The organism is Streptomyces sp. NPDC039462 (assembly GCF_055639375.1).
The window spans coordinates 940,460-955,933 of the sequence record NZ_JBVKAO010000003.1 but is presented as its reverse complement, the minus strand read 5'-3'; the positions used below and the strand labels follow the sequence as shown (position 1 = coordinate 955,933).

Annotated in this window: 17 protein-coding genes; 13 read left to right on the top strand and 4 right to left on the bottom strand. The window is 70.1% G+C overall.

Going from position 1 to position 15,474, the window contains the following annotated elements; genetic code table 11:
- The first annotated feature begins 46 nt into the window (after positions 1 to 46).
- Together ACZ7LU_RS21580 and ACZ7LU_RS21575 are read left to right on the top strand one after the other, a co-directional pair.
- Entirely contained in the window at positions 47 to 586 is a 540-nt protein-coding gene (locus ACZ7LU_RS21580) for an ArsR/SmtB family transcription factor (protein WP_471917640.1), read from the top strand.
- The gene (locus ACZ7LU_RS21575; protein ID WP_471917639.1) at positions 583 to 1,878 is read left to right on the top strand and encodes an MFS transporter; all 1,296 of its coding nucleotides are present in this window, start codon (positions 583 to 585) and stop codon (positions 1,876 to 1,878) included. Before ACZ7LU_RS21580 ends, ACZ7LU_RS21575 begins: the two co-directional genes overlap by 4 nt.
- Before the next feature lie 283 nt (positions 1,879 to 2,161).
- On the opposite strand, the gene ACZ7LU_RS21570 is transcribed toward ACZ7LU_RS21575, so the two are convergent.
- Both ACZ7LU_RS21570 and ACZ7LU_RS21565 read right to left on the bottom strand, forming a co-directional pair.
- Positions 2,162 to 2,512, bottom strand: a complete 351-nt coding sequence (locus tag ACZ7LU_RS21570; RefSeq protein ID WP_471917784.1) for a hypothetical protein — start codon at positions 2,510 to 2,512, stop codon at positions 2,162 to 2,164.
- Between the two features lie 102 nt (positions 2,513 to 2,614).
- Positions 2,615 to 2,935, bottom strand: coding sequence for a gamma-glutamylcyclotransferase family protein (locus ACZ7LU_RS21565; protein ID WP_471917638.1), 321 nt, complete (start codon positions 2,933 to 2,935; stop codon positions 2,615 to 2,617).
- A gap of 94 nt (positions 2,936 to 3,029) precedes the next feature.
- On the opposite strand from ACZ7LU_RS21565, the gene ACZ7LU_RS21560 reads away from it, so the two are divergent.
- Positions 3,030 to 3,413 (top strand): nuclear transport factor 2 family protein, encoded by a 384-nt coding sequence (locus ACZ7LU_RS21560; RefSeq protein ID WP_471917637.1) that lies wholly within the window; start codon positions 3,030 to 3,032, stop codon positions 3,411 to 3,413.
- A gap of 64 nt (positions 3,414 to 3,477) precedes the next feature.
- Here ACZ7LU_RS21560 and ACZ7LU_RS21555 read toward each other — a convergent pair whose 3' ends face one another.
- The gene (locus tag ACZ7LU_RS21555; RefSeq protein WP_471917636.1) at positions 3,478 to 5,418 is read right to left on the bottom strand and encodes an Ig-like domain repeat protein; all 1,941 of its coding nucleotides are present in this window, start codon (positions 5,416 to 5,418) and stop codon (positions 3,478 to 3,480) included.
- Positions 5,419 to 6,035: 617 nt separating this feature from the next.
- Between ACZ7LU_RS21555 and ACZ7LU_RS21550 the strand changes: the two genes are divergently transcribed.
- The 4 genes from ACZ7LU_RS21550 (at position 6,036) to ACZ7LU_RS21535 (ending at position 7,532) form a co-directional block, all read left to right on the top strand.
- On the top strand, positions 6,036 to 6,434 hold the full coding sequence (locus ACZ7LU_RS21550) for a hypothetical protein (protein WP_471917635.1): 399 nt from the start codon (positions 6,036 to 6,038) through the stop codon (positions 6,432 to 6,434).
- An 11-nt stretch (positions 6,435 to 6,445) separates the two neighbouring features.
- The gene (locus ACZ7LU_RS21545; protein WP_398306363.1) at positions 6,446 to 6,649 is read left to right on the top strand and encodes a hypothetical protein; all 204 of its coding nucleotides are present in this window, start codon (positions 6,446 to 6,448) and stop codon (positions 6,647 to 6,649) included.
- Positions 6,646 to 6,858, top strand: a complete 213-nt coding sequence (locus ACZ7LU_RS21540) for a hypothetical protein (protein WP_471917634.1) — start codon at positions 6,646 to 6,648, stop codon at positions 6,856 to 6,858. The genes ACZ7LU_RS21545 and ACZ7LU_RS21540 overlap by 4 nt, the downstream gene beginning before the upstream one ends.
- A 125-nt stretch (positions 6,859 to 6,983) precedes the next feature.
- Positions 6,984 to 7,532 (top strand): hypothetical protein, encoded by a 549-nt coding sequence (locus ACZ7LU_RS21535; protein ID WP_468558149.1) that lies wholly within the window; start codon positions 6,984 to 6,986, stop codon positions 7,530 to 7,532.
- Positions 7,533 to 7,869: 337 nt separating this feature from the next.
- Here the strand turns inward: ACZ7LU_RS21535 and ACZ7LU_RS21530 are convergent, their stop codons facing one another.
- The gene (locus ACZ7LU_RS21530) at positions 7,870 to 8,298 is read right to left on the bottom strand and encodes a MarR family winged helix-turn-helix transcriptional regulator (RefSeq protein ID WP_398307064.1); all 429 of its coding nucleotides are present in this window, start codon (positions 8,296 to 8,298) and stop codon (positions 7,870 to 7,872) included.
- 448 nt (positions 8,299 to 8,746) lie between these two features.
- Here ACZ7LU_RS21530 and ACZ7LU_RS21525 point away from each other — a divergent pair, with 448 nt between their 5' ends.
- From ACZ7LU_RS21525 to ACZ7LU_RS21500, 6 genes are read left to right on the top strand one after another with little or no spacing between them, the layout of a single operon-like run.
- Positions 8,747 to 9,670, top strand: a complete 924-nt coding sequence (locus ACZ7LU_RS21525) for an SDR family NAD(P)-dependent oxidoreductase (protein WP_471917783.1) — start codon at positions 8,747 to 8,749, stop codon at positions 9,668 to 9,670.
- Positions 9,671 to 9,675: 5 nt separating this feature from the next.
- Positions 9,676 to 10,548 (top strand): amidohydrolase family protein, encoded by an 873-nt coding sequence (locus ACZ7LU_RS21520; protein ID WP_468088554.1) that lies wholly within the window; start codon positions 9,676 to 9,678, stop codon positions 10,546 to 10,548.
- A 10-nt stretch (positions 10,549 to 10,558) separates the two neighbouring features.
- On the top strand, positions 10,559 to 12,103 hold the full coding sequence (locus tag ACZ7LU_RS21515; protein ID WP_471917633.1) for an acyl-CoA synthetase: 1,545 nt from the start codon (positions 10,559 to 10,561) through the stop codon (positions 12,101 to 12,103).
- Complete coding sequence (locus ACZ7LU_RS21510) at positions 12,100 to 12,555, top strand: MaoC family dehydratase (RefSeq protein ID WP_471917632.1); 456 nt, start codon at positions 12,100 to 12,102, stop codon at positions 12,553 to 12,555. Before ACZ7LU_RS21515 ends, ACZ7LU_RS21510 begins: the two co-directional genes overlap by 4 nt.
- A gap of 13 nt (positions 12,556 to 12,568) precedes the next feature.
- On the top strand, positions 12,569 to 13,966 hold the full coding sequence (locus ACZ7LU_RS21505; RefSeq protein ID WP_468716319.1) for an MFS transporter: 1,398 nt from the start codon (positions 12,569 to 12,571) through the stop codon (positions 13,964 to 13,966).
- Positions 13,963 to 15,354 carry an alpha/beta hydrolase family protein gene (locus tag ACZ7LU_RS21500; protein WP_471917631.1) on the top strand — a complete coding sequence of 464 codons (1,392 nt, stop codon included), beginning with the start codon at positions 13,963 to 13,965 and terminating at the stop codon, positions 15,352 to 15,354. Before ACZ7LU_RS21505 ends, ACZ7LU_RS21500 begins: the two co-directional genes overlap by 4 nt.
- The last annotated feature ends 120 nt before the right edge of the window (positions 15,355 to 15,474 follow it).

Below are 15,474 nucleotides of genomic sequence, written 5' to 3'. Positions count from 1 at the left end.
GTAAAACCCCTTGCTCAATGGTCAAGAACTGTTGACCATTGCTCGCATGCCTACCGATGATCTCCCTGAGACCTTTCACGTCACCACCGACGAGCAGCTGCGCGCCGTCTCCAATCTCACGCGCCACCGGATCATGGCCGTGCTCCGCTTCGAGCCGGCGACGATCACGCAGATCGCCGAGCGGGTGGGCCTTGCGAAGGGCAGTTCCAGCTATCACGTGCGGCTGCTGGAACGGGCCGGCCTGGTGAAGGTGGTACGGACGCGGAAGGTACGAGGGGTCACCGAGCGGTACTACGCGATGGCCGCGCGGGCGATCGCACTGCCGGATCCGGGCGAGGGAGGTCCGGACGTGCTCATGCGCCATGCGGTGGCGGACCTGGAAGCGGCGCCGCTGGACGCCGAGCGGCACGTACGGATGGCGCATCTGCGGCTCACCGACGAGCAGTTCGCGCAGCTGGGGGCGCGCCTGCAGGCACTGGCGGACGAGTACCAGAAGCTGTCCGATCCGTCGCTGCCGGACGCGTCACTCGTCTTCGCACTGTTCCACCCGGCACCGCGTGAGCAGGCCGAAGGAGACGCCAAGTGACCTCAGATGTCCGGAAGTTGCCGACCGGGTTCGGACGGCTGTGGACCGCGCAGACGGTGTCCTCGCTCGGTGACGGTGTGTCGCACGCCGCGCTGCCACTGCTCGCGTTGACGTTGACGCGGGATCCGATGGCGCTCGCCGTCGTCACGGCCGCCGGGACTCTGCCGTGGTTGCTCTTCGGCGTGCTCGGCGGTGCCCTGGTGGACCGTTGGGACCGCCGACGCACGATGTGGATCACGGACGCGGCACGTGCGGTGCTGCTCGCGATACCGGCGGCAGCGGCCGCGCTCGACGTACTGAGCATTCCGCTGCTCGCGGCCACCGCCTTCCTGCTCGGCCTCGGCGGACTCTTCTTCGACACGGCCGCCACTGCCTATCTGCCGGATCTGCTCGGCCGCGATCCCGCACTCCTGGAGCGCGCCAACTCCCGCTTGCGCGGCGCCCAGACCGCCATGTCCGGCTTCGCGGGGCCCCCTGCGGGCAGTGCGCTGCTCGCGCTCGGGCGGGCGGTTCCGCTGCTCGCCGACGCGGTGTCGTTCATGCTCTCCGCACTGTTCGTACGTACGCTGCCCGCCGTGCCCCGGCCCGTGCCGCAGGCGCGCGAGTCGCTGCTCCGGCAGGCGCGGGCCGGGGCCTCGTACGTCTTCAGGGACCGGTTGCTGCTCGGGCTCGCACTCCGCCCGGCGGTCGGGAACGTCGCCTTCCTCGCCGTGGAGACCGTCCTGGCCCTCTTCGCGCACGAGCGCCTCGGCATCGACACCTACGGCTTCGGCCTGCTCCTCACGGCAGAGGCCACCGGCGGCCTGCTCGGCGCGGGCATCGCCTCCTCCCTCGGCCGACGGCTCGGCACCGGCACCGCGCTGACCTGCACGGCCGCCGTCGAAGGGCTTGCCATCCTGGGCCTGGCCGCTGCCCCGAACCCGTACGTGGCCGGGTTGGCGCTCGCCGTCTGCGGGGCCGGCATGGGTGCCACGATGGTGCTCGGACCCTCCCTCCGGCAGGCGATCGTCCCGGCCCACCTCATGGGCCGGGTCGCCTCCACCTCCCGCATGCTGGCCATGTGCGCCGCTCCCCTCGGGGCCTTCCTCGGCGGCTGGCTGGCCACCACCCACGACATCCGCACCCCGCTCTACGCCGCCGGAGGCCTCCTCCTGGCGATGACGGCCGTCACGGCATCCATGACCAGCAACCGCCGAGTCGAAGCGGCGCTGCGGGCCGCCGCCCCGGTCGGCGGTCCAGATCACCCGGCGCTCAAGGATCCCGCTGGGGAGAGCGCACCCAACCTGTTGTGACGCCTGCCGCGAAGACGTCACACGATGGCACTTGGCTCAGGCAGTTCGAGTCCGGGTCTCGCCCGAGCGCCTCCCGAAGTGACGCACATCTGATGTCGGTTCTGGGGCTCTGGCACAGCTTCCGTGGAGACAACCCGGCCGGGAGCGTGCCTGCTTCAGCCCAACGGGCGGCCCAATACGCTGACCTGCCGGTTCCCCGCGCTCAGCAGGCCGTCATGAACCCGTGCAGCCGCTCCGCGTCACACCCCGACTTCCCCCCCGTCGGTCTTTGCCGGGCCAGGTCTCATAGCCACCGCATGGCTGCCTCGACGCTGTCGTCGATGCCGGCGTTGAACGCGATGGCGGCTCCCGGTGCATGCTGCCGGACAAGGTTCACGACCTGCTCGAAGAACGTCAGCAGAGGTTCGGGCTTGCGTATCCCCCCGCCGATGACGACGACGTCCCAGTCTCGTTCGGACAGCGCCGCGACCACCGTGGACTCGGCTGATTCGTCCGGCGCAATCAGCGTCATGGAAGCATCGACGCCATGTTCGCCGAAACGGGCCAGCTCCTTGTCCAGGACCGCACGCACGGCGTCCCCGTCCATACCAGGCACTGCGTGCGGGTCGAAACCAAGAATGAGAGCACAAGGCATGCCTTGCATGACGATCAGTTGCCCGCGCCGGTTCCTGTGGCCTGAAGCTGCCCTCGGGGGACATGGGACACCACCCGAGACTCCGACCACGCGAACGGCTGCTCAAACGGCATTTCGGGCGGATTCAAGGTACGCCCACGCCTTCGTGCCCGACACGAGAGTTACCTCGACGCGCGCGTAGTCGTCGACCTCGTAGTCGTCTGCTGCGGCCAGTTCCTCGCTGCTCAGCTCCAGCACCGCGCCCTCGACCGAGTCGGCGGGGTCGTCCGACGGTATGACCAGCAAGTGCCGGTCGGTTCCGCTGACCGCGATGACGTCGGGGTCCGTGATCCGGAGCTCCGTCGTGCGGTATCCGGGCAGCGCGTCGCGGCGCCCTTCCAGGATCCGACCGAAGCGTGAGAGCTGCACTTGCCAGTCCCGCATTACCCCGGACGTAATCGACCACCGTGCGGACCACCGGCAGTCTTGAGTCATCGCCCCGCAAGACGAGAACCACCTCACAGGAGGCTGACCCGCCATGACTACACACAACACCGTCGCGTACGAGACCGCCGTCGCCCGCTACTTCGAAGCCTGGAACGCGGAGGGCGCCGAGAACATCAACAAGGCCGTGGCCGCTGCCTGGACCGAGGACGGCAGCTATACGGACCCGCTGGCCGACGTCTCCGGGTACGAGGGCCTCGCCGCCGTGATCAACGGGGCCCAACAGCAGTTCCCCGGCTTCGAGTTCCGCCAGACCGGCACGGTCGACGGGCACCACGACATCGCGCGCTTCAGCTGGGAGCTCGTGTCGCTCGCGGACGGGTCCGCGCCCGTCGCCGGGTTCGACGTCATCACACTCGCCGACGACGGACGAATCCGTACCGTTCACGGTTTCCTGGACCGCGTGCCTACAGCCTGAACGAACAAAGTTCGCCCTACGGACCATGTCGGCCCGTAGGGCGAACTCGCGTCGGCGCTGCTGGCTAGTCGGACCAGTACAGGTACTTCCAGGCGCCGTGGGTAGTCGAATTCACGTTGTCGCCGGACGAGCCGTTGACGTACGTGGAGCGCATCCGAGCCTTGATGCCTGACTGCCCCGGCCCCTCCAGGGTGATGGCCGACTTGCCGTTCGTGCCGATCGGGAAGTATTGCGAGTCGGCGGAGTGCCACCTGCCGCCCGAGCGGATCTGCAGGTCGAAGCGCTGTTTGCGGTCCTTGTAGTAGCTCATGGTCGTGGTGAGGAGCGGGTCTGTCCTCTTGTGGAACCAGTAGTAGGGCGTCGAGCCGATCTTCGCCTTCTTGTAATGCTTGGAGACGGAGGTGGAGATGTTGACCTTGGCGTACGCCGTCGACCTCGCCGTCTTGGGTGCGGTGCGGGCGTCGCCCTCGTAGACGGCGGTCACGACGGTGTCCCGCTTCATGTCGACCGTGGCGGAGATGTTGCCGCTGGAGTTCACCTTTCCGGTCTTCACAAGCTTGTTGGGCTTGTCGCCGCCGTAGGGGTTCGCCCAGATCTCGACCGTGCGGTTCTTGTACGTCGGGCCGAGGTGAGCGGTGAAGGAGACATCGGCGCCGTAACCGTAGACCTTGCCGTTCTTGTTCACCGTCAGTGTCGCCTTGGTACGGGAGACGTCGACCTTGTCCGATGCGGTGGCTGTCGTGTGCGTGGCGTCGCCCGCGTACGCGACCTGGTACGTCACCTTGCCGCCGGCCGGCGGGGTGTCGGTGAAGCTGTAGGAGCCGTCCGCCTTGGCCGTGACGGCGGTCAGGGCCTTGCCGCCGGGGCTCTCCAGGTCGGTGCGGGTGGCCTGGAGCTTGGTGCCGCTCGGCAGGGGCACGGTCGCCGTGATCTTCCCCTTCACGGTGAGTTCCTTGCCGCGGGTGGCGGTCGAGGGGGCGTTGACCGTGAGGGTCGGGGCGTTCAGGGTCGGGTCGGTGAGCGTCTTGAGGGTGTAGCCGCCGCCCGCCTCGACGAGCGCGAAGATGCGCGAGGAGTCCGGGGCCCACCGCAAAGCCGCCGTGCCGGACGTGCCCGAAGTGCCGTTGGCGTACGTACGGACCGGCTGGGCGGCATTGGGGCGGTAGACCGACACCTTGGCGCCGTCGACCTGGGCGACGAGCCCGTTCGGGGCGATGTCGGCGCGCTGTCCGGCGGGGTAGGCACCTGCGGCCTTGAACTTCCCGTCGGCGTAGGAGTCGCGCTGGGCGCCGTTGACCAGGACCTGGGGCGCGCCGGGCACGAGGTCGATGTCACTGATGCCGCCGTTGAGCGTGTAGTCGCCGTTGTGCCAGGCCGTCAGCTGCGGTGTGCTGCCGGTGACGTCGACGACGGCCATCGAGTCCGTGGACAGGCCGGTCTGGCCGACGGCGAGCAGGCCGGGAGCTGACGGGTCGGTGTCGAGGAGGGCCGGACCCCAGAGTCCGCCCTGCGGGCCCGCCGGGAACTGCCCGAGAGCCACCGTCTCGTCCTTGGGGTCGAGCGAGCCCAGGTTGCCGTCCCACTGGTCGCCGTAGGTGAACCAGACCTTGCCGCCGGCGAAGGCGATGTGGCGCGGGCCCTTGTCGGTGGTGACGGCGTAGCGGGCCTTGACGCCGAGGGTGGCCGCGTCGATGGCCACGATCTCGTTGCTGCCTTCGGCGGCGGCGTACAGGGTGGCGCCGTCGTCGGACAGCGCGAGGCCGGAGACTCCTCTGATGCCGCTCACCGAGCCGGTGAGCGCGCCGGAGTAATCGGCGGCCAGCACCTTCCCGGCTGTGCGGTCCCCGACGAAGACCCGCTTGAGGCCGCCGTCCACGACGATGCCGCCGGGCGATGCGACGACGGCGGTGGCGGCCGCCGCGTGCCCGGCGGTGACGACGCTCAGGGCCGCCGAACTGAAAAGAACCGCGAGAACAGTCGCGGTCGAAAGGGTGCGCGTACGCACAGTGTTGTACCCCCACAGAGAATCCCGGTGGATGACCGGGAGATGAGAGCGCCGCGCTGCACCTGGACGTGACCGCTGAAGCGTGGTGACGTGCGGGGCGGGTGCGGCTGCTGGGGCGCAGCGTATGGCATGGCGGAGACAAGGGGGCCAGGGGGGACCCGCAGGGTGACACTGGAGGGAGCCCACGGGGTGACAGACTTTCGGCTCCTGCTGTCGCCGCGGTCGCGCTGGACGGTGACGGCCTGCCCATCAGTTGTTGGCGATTTCGGTCAGGTGCTCGGTGTCGCCGATGAGTCGAGGCCGCCCCGGCCTCGACCTGCTCGGTCAGGCCCCTCCCCCGCCGGAGGACCCGCGCCGCGCACGCTGGAACGGGGAGAGCGGCGGTCTGCCGGCTGACGGAACGGTCGGCGCTCAGCTCAATTCCTGAGCAGTCCTGCCGTCCGAGGGAAGTCGCTCGAACGGCCTGCGGCGCTTGGACCACCAGGGCTTTCGCCGCCTTGTGGGGTCTGGGTGCAGCTGGTGATCTTCTATCTGCAGTCCGGCGTCAGCAGGGTCGGCGTCCCGGACTGGCTGAAAGGTCCGGCCGAGTACTTGGTGTTGCGCCCGAGTACTTGGTGTTGCGCGCCCCGCTCTTCGGGGTTGCCGAGCCCTTCGCGGCACCCCTGCTAAAAATGTCCGGAAACGGACTGCTGGTCAAGGCGATGGCCTGGGATGCGATCATCATTGAGCTGATGATCACCTCATTGCTGGTTGGCACGGAGCGCCGACGGAAGCTGGCCTTCCGGCTGGACGTGCTGCTGCGCGGTGCCATCGTCGCGACCATCGGCCTGTGGAGCTTCTCCCTGATCATGATCAGTCCCGCACGGTTGCCGCGACGCCGGACCCGTGTGGAGCTCATGAACCCCTTGGAGCACAGGGGTTGCGTACCGCGTAAAGCCGGGGACGCCGACGAAGCCGAGAGCCGGCAGAGAACCGACACGGAACAGATCCCCACCCCTCACCCCCACCTCGGCTGAAGGAGAGACACATGACCGCGGACAGCATCATCGCGTGCGGCAAGGGCCACGTCTTCCGGGGGACGTGGGTGCCCGGTGCCTCGGTGACCACCATCCGGCTCGGTCCACGCCGCCTGGGCATGTGCAAGGCGGTCCGGCATCTGTCGCTGCTGCGGCGCGTCCACGAGAGCGAGCTGACGCCCGAGCAGCGCGCCGCCCTCTTCGATGCGCCGTGACGGGAGTGCGCCTGGACGGGGTCGTCGCCGGGTACCGCAAACACCCCTCGCCCGGCCACATCGACACGGACCTCTTCCTTGGCTGCATGTCCTGCTCGCTGCTCGGCCGCGCGGCGCAGCTGTGCCTTGTGCGCGCGCTCGCGTACTGCGTACTCGGCCTGCCGGCAGGCGTCGTGGGCTTCAAAGTGTGGGTTGCCGATCGCTCCTAGAAGGGGCTCCATTTCCCGACCGTAGTGACCGGAGCCTCCCGTCATAGCACTGATGGCTGCCCTTCTCCGCTCGCTTTCCCACAGGTACCCCCCCATGGAGGCCGTCACCGCGCCATACTCGCCCCGTGGACGCGGGCTTAGCAGCAGTACTCGGGGCGCTGGCAGGCGGCATCGGTACCACCCTGGCAGGCATGGCCGCCGGCTGGGCCTCGCGCGAGCAAGCCAGGATCGCAGCGAGAGCGGAGCACCGGCGCGTCAGGCAGGGCCCCAGAGAGAACGCCTACACAGCGTTCATCGGCGCAGGCAGTGCCTTGCGTGATCACGCGATTCCTATGTTCTTCGGCTACGAGGAGATCCTCGACAGGCCCCCCGTCACCGAGGAGTTCCTTCGCGAAGCCCAGCTTCGCCTGCAAGCCGTCGTGACTGCCTGGCTGACCGTAACTCTCGCCGGGCCGCGAAGCGTGCAGAGGGCCGCGACCGATATTTACGACTGTTCAAAGGAGCTCGCAGCCTACGGTCCCGCGATCTACGCCATGTCACAGAGCGGCGACCTCTTGGAAAGCGTCGACAGGCTCCAGCTCGAAGCGCACCAACTGATCGTCAAGCTGAACGATCTCCTGGGTGTGTTTACCGAACTCGCTCAGCAAGTACTCGATGACGACGGCACCATCTGATCCGCCCCAGGACCGATTGCCCAGCAACACCACGCACGCGCGCCATTGTGGGCTGCGGCTGCTACTCGACGACCGAAGGAGCGCAGGCCTGCACGGGGTGAACGAGCGAAGCGGTCCTACGAGGCTGCCGGAGCGCCGAGGTGCGTGCCGCAACAGCAATCGTCGCGGTGCGGGTGCCCTGACCAAGGCTCGGGCAAATACACCGCCTCCAGCAGAACCAGCGGTTCCACGAAGCCAATCACCCTTCCTCTCCCTGCCGGACGAGACACGCACGGCGGAGGCACAAGCGGGCGCCTCTGCTGTAGAGGTGGCGGCCACTCCCCCGCTCCCGGGCTCCTCACCCCCCGCCCGCCGTACGCGCCATCCGGGCCAGCAGTGCGTGCAGCGTGTCCTGTTCGTTCGGGGTGAGGGGGGCGAGGAGTTCGTCGGTGACTCCGCGGGCCACCTCGTCGGAGTCGCGCAGGAAGTCGCTGCCCGCCGGGGCCAGGGCGACGATGCGGCGGCGGCGGTCGTCGGGGGCGGGGCGGCGCTCGACGAAGCCGAGGCGTTCCAGGTCGTCGACCAGGCCGACGATCGCGCTCGGGTCGTAGCCGAGCTGTCGGCTCAACTCGCGCTGTGCGGCGCCCTCCACGGTGGCCAAGTAGCGGAGCAGTGCGTAGTGGCGCAGCCTCAGGCCCGATCTTTCGAGTGCCGCGTTGAAGAGTTGGCCCGAGCGCAGGCCGAGCCGGTACAGCAGGTAGCCCGCGTCCGCGTGCAGGCCGCGCATCCAGGGCGCTCCCTCGTCCACGGACCCTTCCTCCACTGGCGCTGACCTCTCTTTCGTAGACACAAACCCCTCCTGCAGCCCAGGTACGGACCCCTCCTGCACAGGCACAGACCTCTCCCCCACGGGCTCGGCGGTCGTCTTCCGGGTGGTCATGAAGGGCGCTCTCCCTGCTCGGTGCTCCATGCGTACGTGCGGCGATGGTGGCCCGCCCACTCAGCATGCCGTACCACCGGTGTCGACAACAACCATTGACGTCGACAACGGTTTGTCTTAGCTTCCTTTCCGCGGGCCGACGCCGCCCGCACCGATCGGGCCCGCCGACACTCCCGGCGCTCGTACGCCCCACAACTTCCCTGCTTCCCCTGCCTGTTGACGGCTTTCGACGCCTGTCGGCGCCCGTTGATGCCCCTTGACGCTTGTTGACGCCTATTGAAGGGATCAGTCCGTGCTGGACACCAACACCGTGGACCTGAGCGGCAAAGTCGCCGTCGTCACCGGTTCGGGGCGTGGCCTCGGCCTCGCCTATGCCTCTGCCCTCGCCCGCGCCGGGGCCGCCGTGGTCGTCAACGATGTCGACGCGGCGGCCGCCGACAGCGCCGTCAAAAGCATCGTGGCGGCCGGCCACCGGGCGGTCGCCGAGTGCGTCGCGGTCGGCACGAGCGAGGCCGCCGACCGGCTCGTCGCCCGCGCCGTCGAGGAGTTCGGCCGCCTGGACGTGATGGTGACCAACGCCGGGATCCTGCGCGACCGGGTGCTGTGGAAGATGTCCGACGACGACTTCGACGCGGTCGTCACGACGCACCTGCGGGGCACGTTCACCTGTGCGCGCGCCGCGGCGGTGCGGATGCGGGAACAGGGCGAGGGCGGCCGCCTCATCCTCGTCGGCTCGCCCGCCGGGCAGCGCGGCAACTTCGGCCAGACCAACTACGCCGCCGCCAAGGCCGGTATCGCCGCCATGGCCCGCACCTGGTCGATGGAGCTGGCCAGGGCGGACATCACCGTCAACGCGATCGTGCCGGTCGCCGCTACCGCGATGACCGAGACCATCCCCGCCTTCGCCCCGCATGTGGAGGCGATGCGGGAGGGGCAGCCGCTGCCGGACTTCCTCCGCAAGGGTGAGGGGTTCGGGACGGTGGAGGACTGCGCGGCGCTCCTCCCCTTCCTCGCCTCCGACGCCGCCGGGGACGTGACCGGACAGTGCGTCGGCATCGGTGGCGACCGGCTCACCCTGTGGTCGCATCCCCGCGAGACCTCCGTCGCGTACGCCGACGGGGGCTGGACCCCGCAGGCCATCGCCGCCGCCTGGCACACCTCGGTGGGCAGCACGCCGGAGACGGTCGGCATCCCCGCGCCCAAGACGCCGGGGAAGTGAGGACGTTGAATCTCCGCGAGCTGACCGCGATCGACGTCCACACGCACGCGGAGGTCTCCTCGCGCGGGCACGCCTCGCTCGACGAGGAGCTGGACGCCGCCTCCAGCGCGTACTTCAAGGTCGAGGGCCGCAAGCGCAAGCCCACCTTGGAGGAGATGGCCTCCTACTACCGCGAGCGCGCGATGGCAGCGGTCGTCTTCACGGTGGACGCCGAATCCGCCACCGGCACCCCGCCCGTCCCCAACGAGGAGGTCGCCGAGGCCGCGGCCGCCCACCCGGACGTGCTGATCCCGTTCGCCTCCATCGACCCGTTCCGCGGGAAGGCGGGCGTGCGGCAGGCCCGCAGACTGGTGACGGAGTACGGGGTCAAGGGCTTCAAGTTCCACCCGAGCATCCAGGGCTTCTTCCCCAACGACCGCTCCCTCGCCTACGCGCTGTACGAGGTGATCGAGGAGAGCGGCGCCATCGCCCTCTTCCACACCGGGCAGACCGGCATCGGCGCGGGCGTCCCGGGCGGCGGCGGGATCCGTCTGAAGTACTCGAATCCGATGTACGTCGACGACGTCGCCGCCGACTTCCCGCAGTTGAAGATCATCCTGGCGCATCCGTCCTTCCCCTGGCAGGACGAGGCGCTGGCCGTCGCCACCCACAAACCGGGCGTACACATCGACCTCTCCGGCTGGTCGCCTAAGTACTTTCCGCCCCAACTCGTCCACTACGCCAACACGTTGCTGCAGGACAAAGTCCTCTTCGGCTCCGACTTCCCCGTCCTCACACCGGACCGCTGGCTCGCCGACTTCGAGCAGCTCGCGATCAAGGACGAGGTCCGCCCCAAGATCCTCAAGGAGAACGCCGCCCGCCTGCTCGGGCTCAAGTAGAGGGGGCACCATGCGCAACGAAGGACTCGGCTCCTGGCCCGCCCGCCGGGCCCGCAAGACCCCGCACCGCACCGCCCTGGTCCACGAAGGCCGCACCATCAGCTACGCGGCCCTGCACTCCCGCGTCCTGCGGCTCGCCCACGCCCTGCGCGCCCGCGGCGTCCGGCGCGGCGACCGGGTCGCCTTCCTCGGCCCCAACCACCCCGCCTTCCTGGAGACCCTCTTCGCGACAGGCGCGCTCGGCGCGGTCTTCGTGCCGCTCAACGCCCGCCTGAGTGCGCCCGAGATCGCCTACCAGCTCACCGACGCCGGCGCCCGCACGCTGATCCACTCCCCCACGCACACCCCCGTCGTGGCGGAGCTGCGGTCGGCAGGGCAGTTGGACGTCGTCGTTGACGTGGGGCCCGCGTACGAGGAGTTGGTCGAGGGGGCGGTGGAGGAGCCTTTGGACGAGGCCGTCGGGATGGACGACGTCTGTCTCCTGATGTACACCTCCGGCACCACCGGCCGCCCCAAGGGCGCCATGCTCACCCACGCCAACCTCACCTGGAACGCCGTCAACGTCCTGGTCGACACCGATCTCGTCACCGACACCGTCGCGCTGGTCTGCGCGCCGCTCTTCCACGCGGCCGCGCTCGGCATGCTCACCCTGCCCGTCCTGCTCAAGGGCGGCACCTGCGTGCTCGCCGCGTCCTTCGACCCGGCCGAGACCCTCGACACCGTCGAACGCGACGCGGTGACCGCGATGTTCGGGGTGCCCACGATGTACGAGCGCCTCACCCGCGAGCCGCGCTGGCCGACGGCCGACCTGTCCTCGCTGCGGATCCTGATGTGCGGCGGGGCGCCCGTGCCCGTCCCGCTGATCGAGACGTATGCCCGGCGCGGGCTCGCCTTCCAGCAGGGGTACGGGATGACGGAGGCCGCGCCCGGCGCGCTCTACCTGGACGCCGAGCACGCGGTGTCCAAGGCGGGTTCGGCGGGGGTGCCGCACTTCTTCACCGACGTACGTGTCGTACGTCCCGACCGCACCGCGGCCGCACCCGGCGAGACCGGTGAGGTGCTGGTGCGGGGCCCCCATGTGATGGCCGGTTACTGGCAGTTGCCCGAGGAGACGGCCGCCGCGTTCGCCGACGGCTGGTTCTGCACCGGCGACGCCGCACGGGTGGACGCCGATGGCTTCGTCACCATCGCGGACCGCCTCAAGGACATGATCATCTCCGGCGGTGAGAACGTCTATCCCGCCGAGGTCGAGAGCGCCGTCCTCGCCCACCCGGACGTGATGGAGTGCGCCGTCATCGGCGTACCGGACCCGCGGTGGGGCGAAGTGCCGCGCGCCGTCGCCGTGCCACGCGAGGGCAGCGACCCGGACCCGGACGAGGTACTGGGCTTCCTGGCCGGCCGGCTCGCCAAGTACAAGATCCCCGCCTCCCTGGTGTTCGTGCCCGAACTGCCGCGCACCGCCTCCGGAAAGCTCCACAAACCCAGCCTGCGCCGCGAGCACGGCGGCCCGCACCCGACCCCGTACACCCAAACCGAAGAAGGAGAAGCGCGATGACCCGCACGGTCCAAGGACTCGACGAACTGGCCGCCCTCGCCGGAAGCGAACTCGGTCTCACCGACTGGCTCGACGTCGGCCAGGAACGCATCGACACCTTCGCCGACGCGACCGGCGACCACCAGTGGATCCACACGGACCCCGAGAAGGCCACGCAGGGGCCGTTCGGAGCACCGATCGCCCACGGCTACCTCACCCTCTCCCTGTTCATCCCGCTCTTCACCGACCTCCTCGACGTCCAGGGCGTCACCACGAAGGTCAACTACGGCCTGGACAAGGTGCGCTTCCCCTCGCCCGTGAAGGCCGGCTCCCGGATACGTCTGCGCGCCACGCTCGCCTCCGTCGACGAGGTCGCGGGCGGAGTGCAGATCGCGGTCGACGGCACGATCGAGATCGAGGGCGGCGACAAGCCCGCGTGCGTCCTGCGGAGCCTGTCCCGCTTCTACGCCTGAGGAGCCCGCCACCATGACACACCCGCCCACCGGAAAGCCGGGCTCCCCGCCCGGACCCCAGGACGGCCCCCGGGCGAGACGCGAGGCCGGGTCCGGGCAGCCGCGCCGCGCCGCGCTGTCCGAACAGGCCGGGTCCGGGCAGCTGCGCCGCGTCGCACTGTCCGGACTGCTCGGCACCGCGGTCGAGTTCTACGACTTCCTCGTCTACGGAACCGTCGCCGCACTCGTCTTCGGTGACCTCTTCTTCCCCGAGGCCGACCCGGCGGTGGGCACGGTGGCCGCTTTCGGCACGTTCGCCGCGGGCTATGTCGCCCGGCCCATCGGCGGCATCGTCTTCGGGCACTTCGGCGACCGGCTCGGCCGCAAGTCGATGATGCTCCTGACCATGCTCCTGATGGGCGCAGGCAGCTTCCTGATCGGGCTGCTGCCCACCTACGACACGATCGGCGTCTGGGCACCCGTGCTGCTCGTCCTGCTCCGCGTCGTACAGGGCCTCGCGATCGGCGGCGAGTGGGGCGGCGCGACGCTCATGGTCGCCGAGCACGCGGGCGACCGGCCGCGCGGCCTGTGGACCAGTTTCACCCAACTCGGCGCCCCGCTGGGCACGGTCCTGTCCACCGGGGTCGTCGCCCTGGTGAGCATGCTGCCGGACGACGACTTCCGCTCCTGGGGCTGGCGGGTGCCGTTCCTGCTCTCCCTGCTGCTGCTCGGCGCCGGCCTGTACGTACGCCTGAAGGTCGCCGAGAGCCCGCTCTTCACCTCGCTGACGCAGAGCCGGGAGCGGGCACGGATGCCGCTGCTCGACGTCCTGCGCGCGCCCCGCCCCGTCCTGCTCGCCTCGGCGGTCGGCATCGGGCCCTTCACCGCGCAGGCCCTGATGACCAGCTTCCTGATCTCCTACGCCGTCGACGAGGGCTACAGCCGCCCCCAGGTACTCACCGGAGTCACTGTCGCCTCCGCCGTCGCACTGATCGTCCTGCCCTGCGCGAACCACCTCTCCGACCGCTTCGGACGCCGGCCCGTGGTACTGGCCGGCGCCCTGCTCTCGGCCGCGACCGCCTTCCCGGTCTTCGCGCTCGTGGACAGCCACCGGCCTGGACTGCTCATACTGGCCTGTGTGATCGGGCACGGGATCGCCCAGTCCGTGATGTACGGGCCGCTGGGCGCGCTGTTCAGCGAGATGTTCTCGACCCGGGTGCGGTACACCGGCGCCTCGCTCGGCTATCAGACCGCGACGCTGCTCGGCGCCGGATTCTCCCCGCTGATCGCCAGCAGTCTGCTGACCGCCCACCACTCCAGCGACGCCGTCGCCCTGCTGCTCACCGCCGGAAGCGCGATCACCGCGCTCGCCGTGTGGCGGGTCAGGGAGACGAACACGCGCAACCTCGCCGCACCAGGAGAAACGGTATGAAACGCGCCAACACCCTGCCGAGCGCCGCCCGGCGGCCCGCCGTCGGCCTCGCCGCCCTGCTGCTCCTCGCGGCGACATCGGCCCCCGCCGGCGCCGCGGCCTCGTCCCCTGGCAGCCCCGGCCGCCACCTGGAAGGCACCCTGCCCTCCGGCGCCGCCTACATGATCGACACTCCGGCCGACTGGAACGGCACCGTGCTGCTCTTCAGCCACGGCTACCGCCCGCAGAGCTCCCCCAACCCGGCCGTCGACGCTCCCGACGAGGCCACGAAGAAGCTGCTCCTGGAGAAGGGGTACGCGCTCGTCGGTTCCTCGTACGCGACGACCGGCTGGTCCGTGCAACAGGCGGTGCCCGATCAGCTGGCCGCGCTCGACACCTTCACCCAGCGGGTCGGCGAGGCCGAACGCACGCTCGCGTGGGGCCAGTCGCTCGGCGGGCTCATCACCACGACGATCGCCGAGCGCCACCCGGAGCGTATCGACGGTTCCCTCGCCATGTGCGGTCTCGTGCACGGCGGCGTGGCCAACTGGAACTCCACGCTGGACGCCACCTTCGCCCTGCGCACGCTCCTCGCCCCGCACTCCGGCATCCGCCTCACCGGATTCGAGGACGCCTCGGACGCCGCCGCCTCCGCGCAACGGCTCGGCGAGAGCCTCGGCGCGGCCCAGCAGACCGCGCGCGGCCGGGCCCGCATCGCGCTGGCCGCCGCGCTGCACAACATCCCGGGCTGGAACGACCCGGCCACACCCCGGCCCGCCCCGGACGACCACGCCGCCCGGCAGGCGAACCAGTACACGGCGGTACGTGGCCTGGTCGCCCAGCCCGGCTTCCTGTGGCGGGCAGAGGCCGAGCGCCGCGCGGGCGGCAACATGTCCTGGAACACGGGCGTCGACTACTCGGCGATGCTCGCACGCTCCGCCCACTACAAGCAGGTCAAGGCCCTCTACAAGTCGGCGGGCCTGTCGCTCGGCGGTGACCTCGGCACGCTCGCCCGGGCACCCCGCATCGGCGCGGAGCCCAACGCGGTCCGCTACATGGCCGAGCACGCCGCGCCCTCGGGCCGCCTGCGCAAGCCCCAACTCGACATCCACACCACCGGCGACGCGCTCGTCCCGGTGCAGGTGGAGAGCGCCTACCGCCACGCGGTGGCCCGCGCGGGCCGCACTCCCCTGCTGCGTCAGGCGTACACGGACAACGCCGGGCACTGCACGTTCAGTCCCGCGGAACAGCTCGGTGCCCTGCACACGGTCGAGCGGCGTCTCACGACGGGGCACTGGGGCAGCACGTCCCCCGCTGCCCTCAACTCCCGCGCACGACAGGCTGATCCGTCCACTCCGGCGCGGTACACCGCCTACCGGCCCGGGCCCTTCAGCCGCCAGGGAGGGTGAGCGTCCCGGGTGGCTGACCGCGGCCGGGGACGCGGAGGGCCGCGCACGCCTTCCAGACAGTCGGCAGCCGAGGAGATGACCGCCCAGGCCTGTGGGCGGTCATCTCCGGCAAGGCGTGGC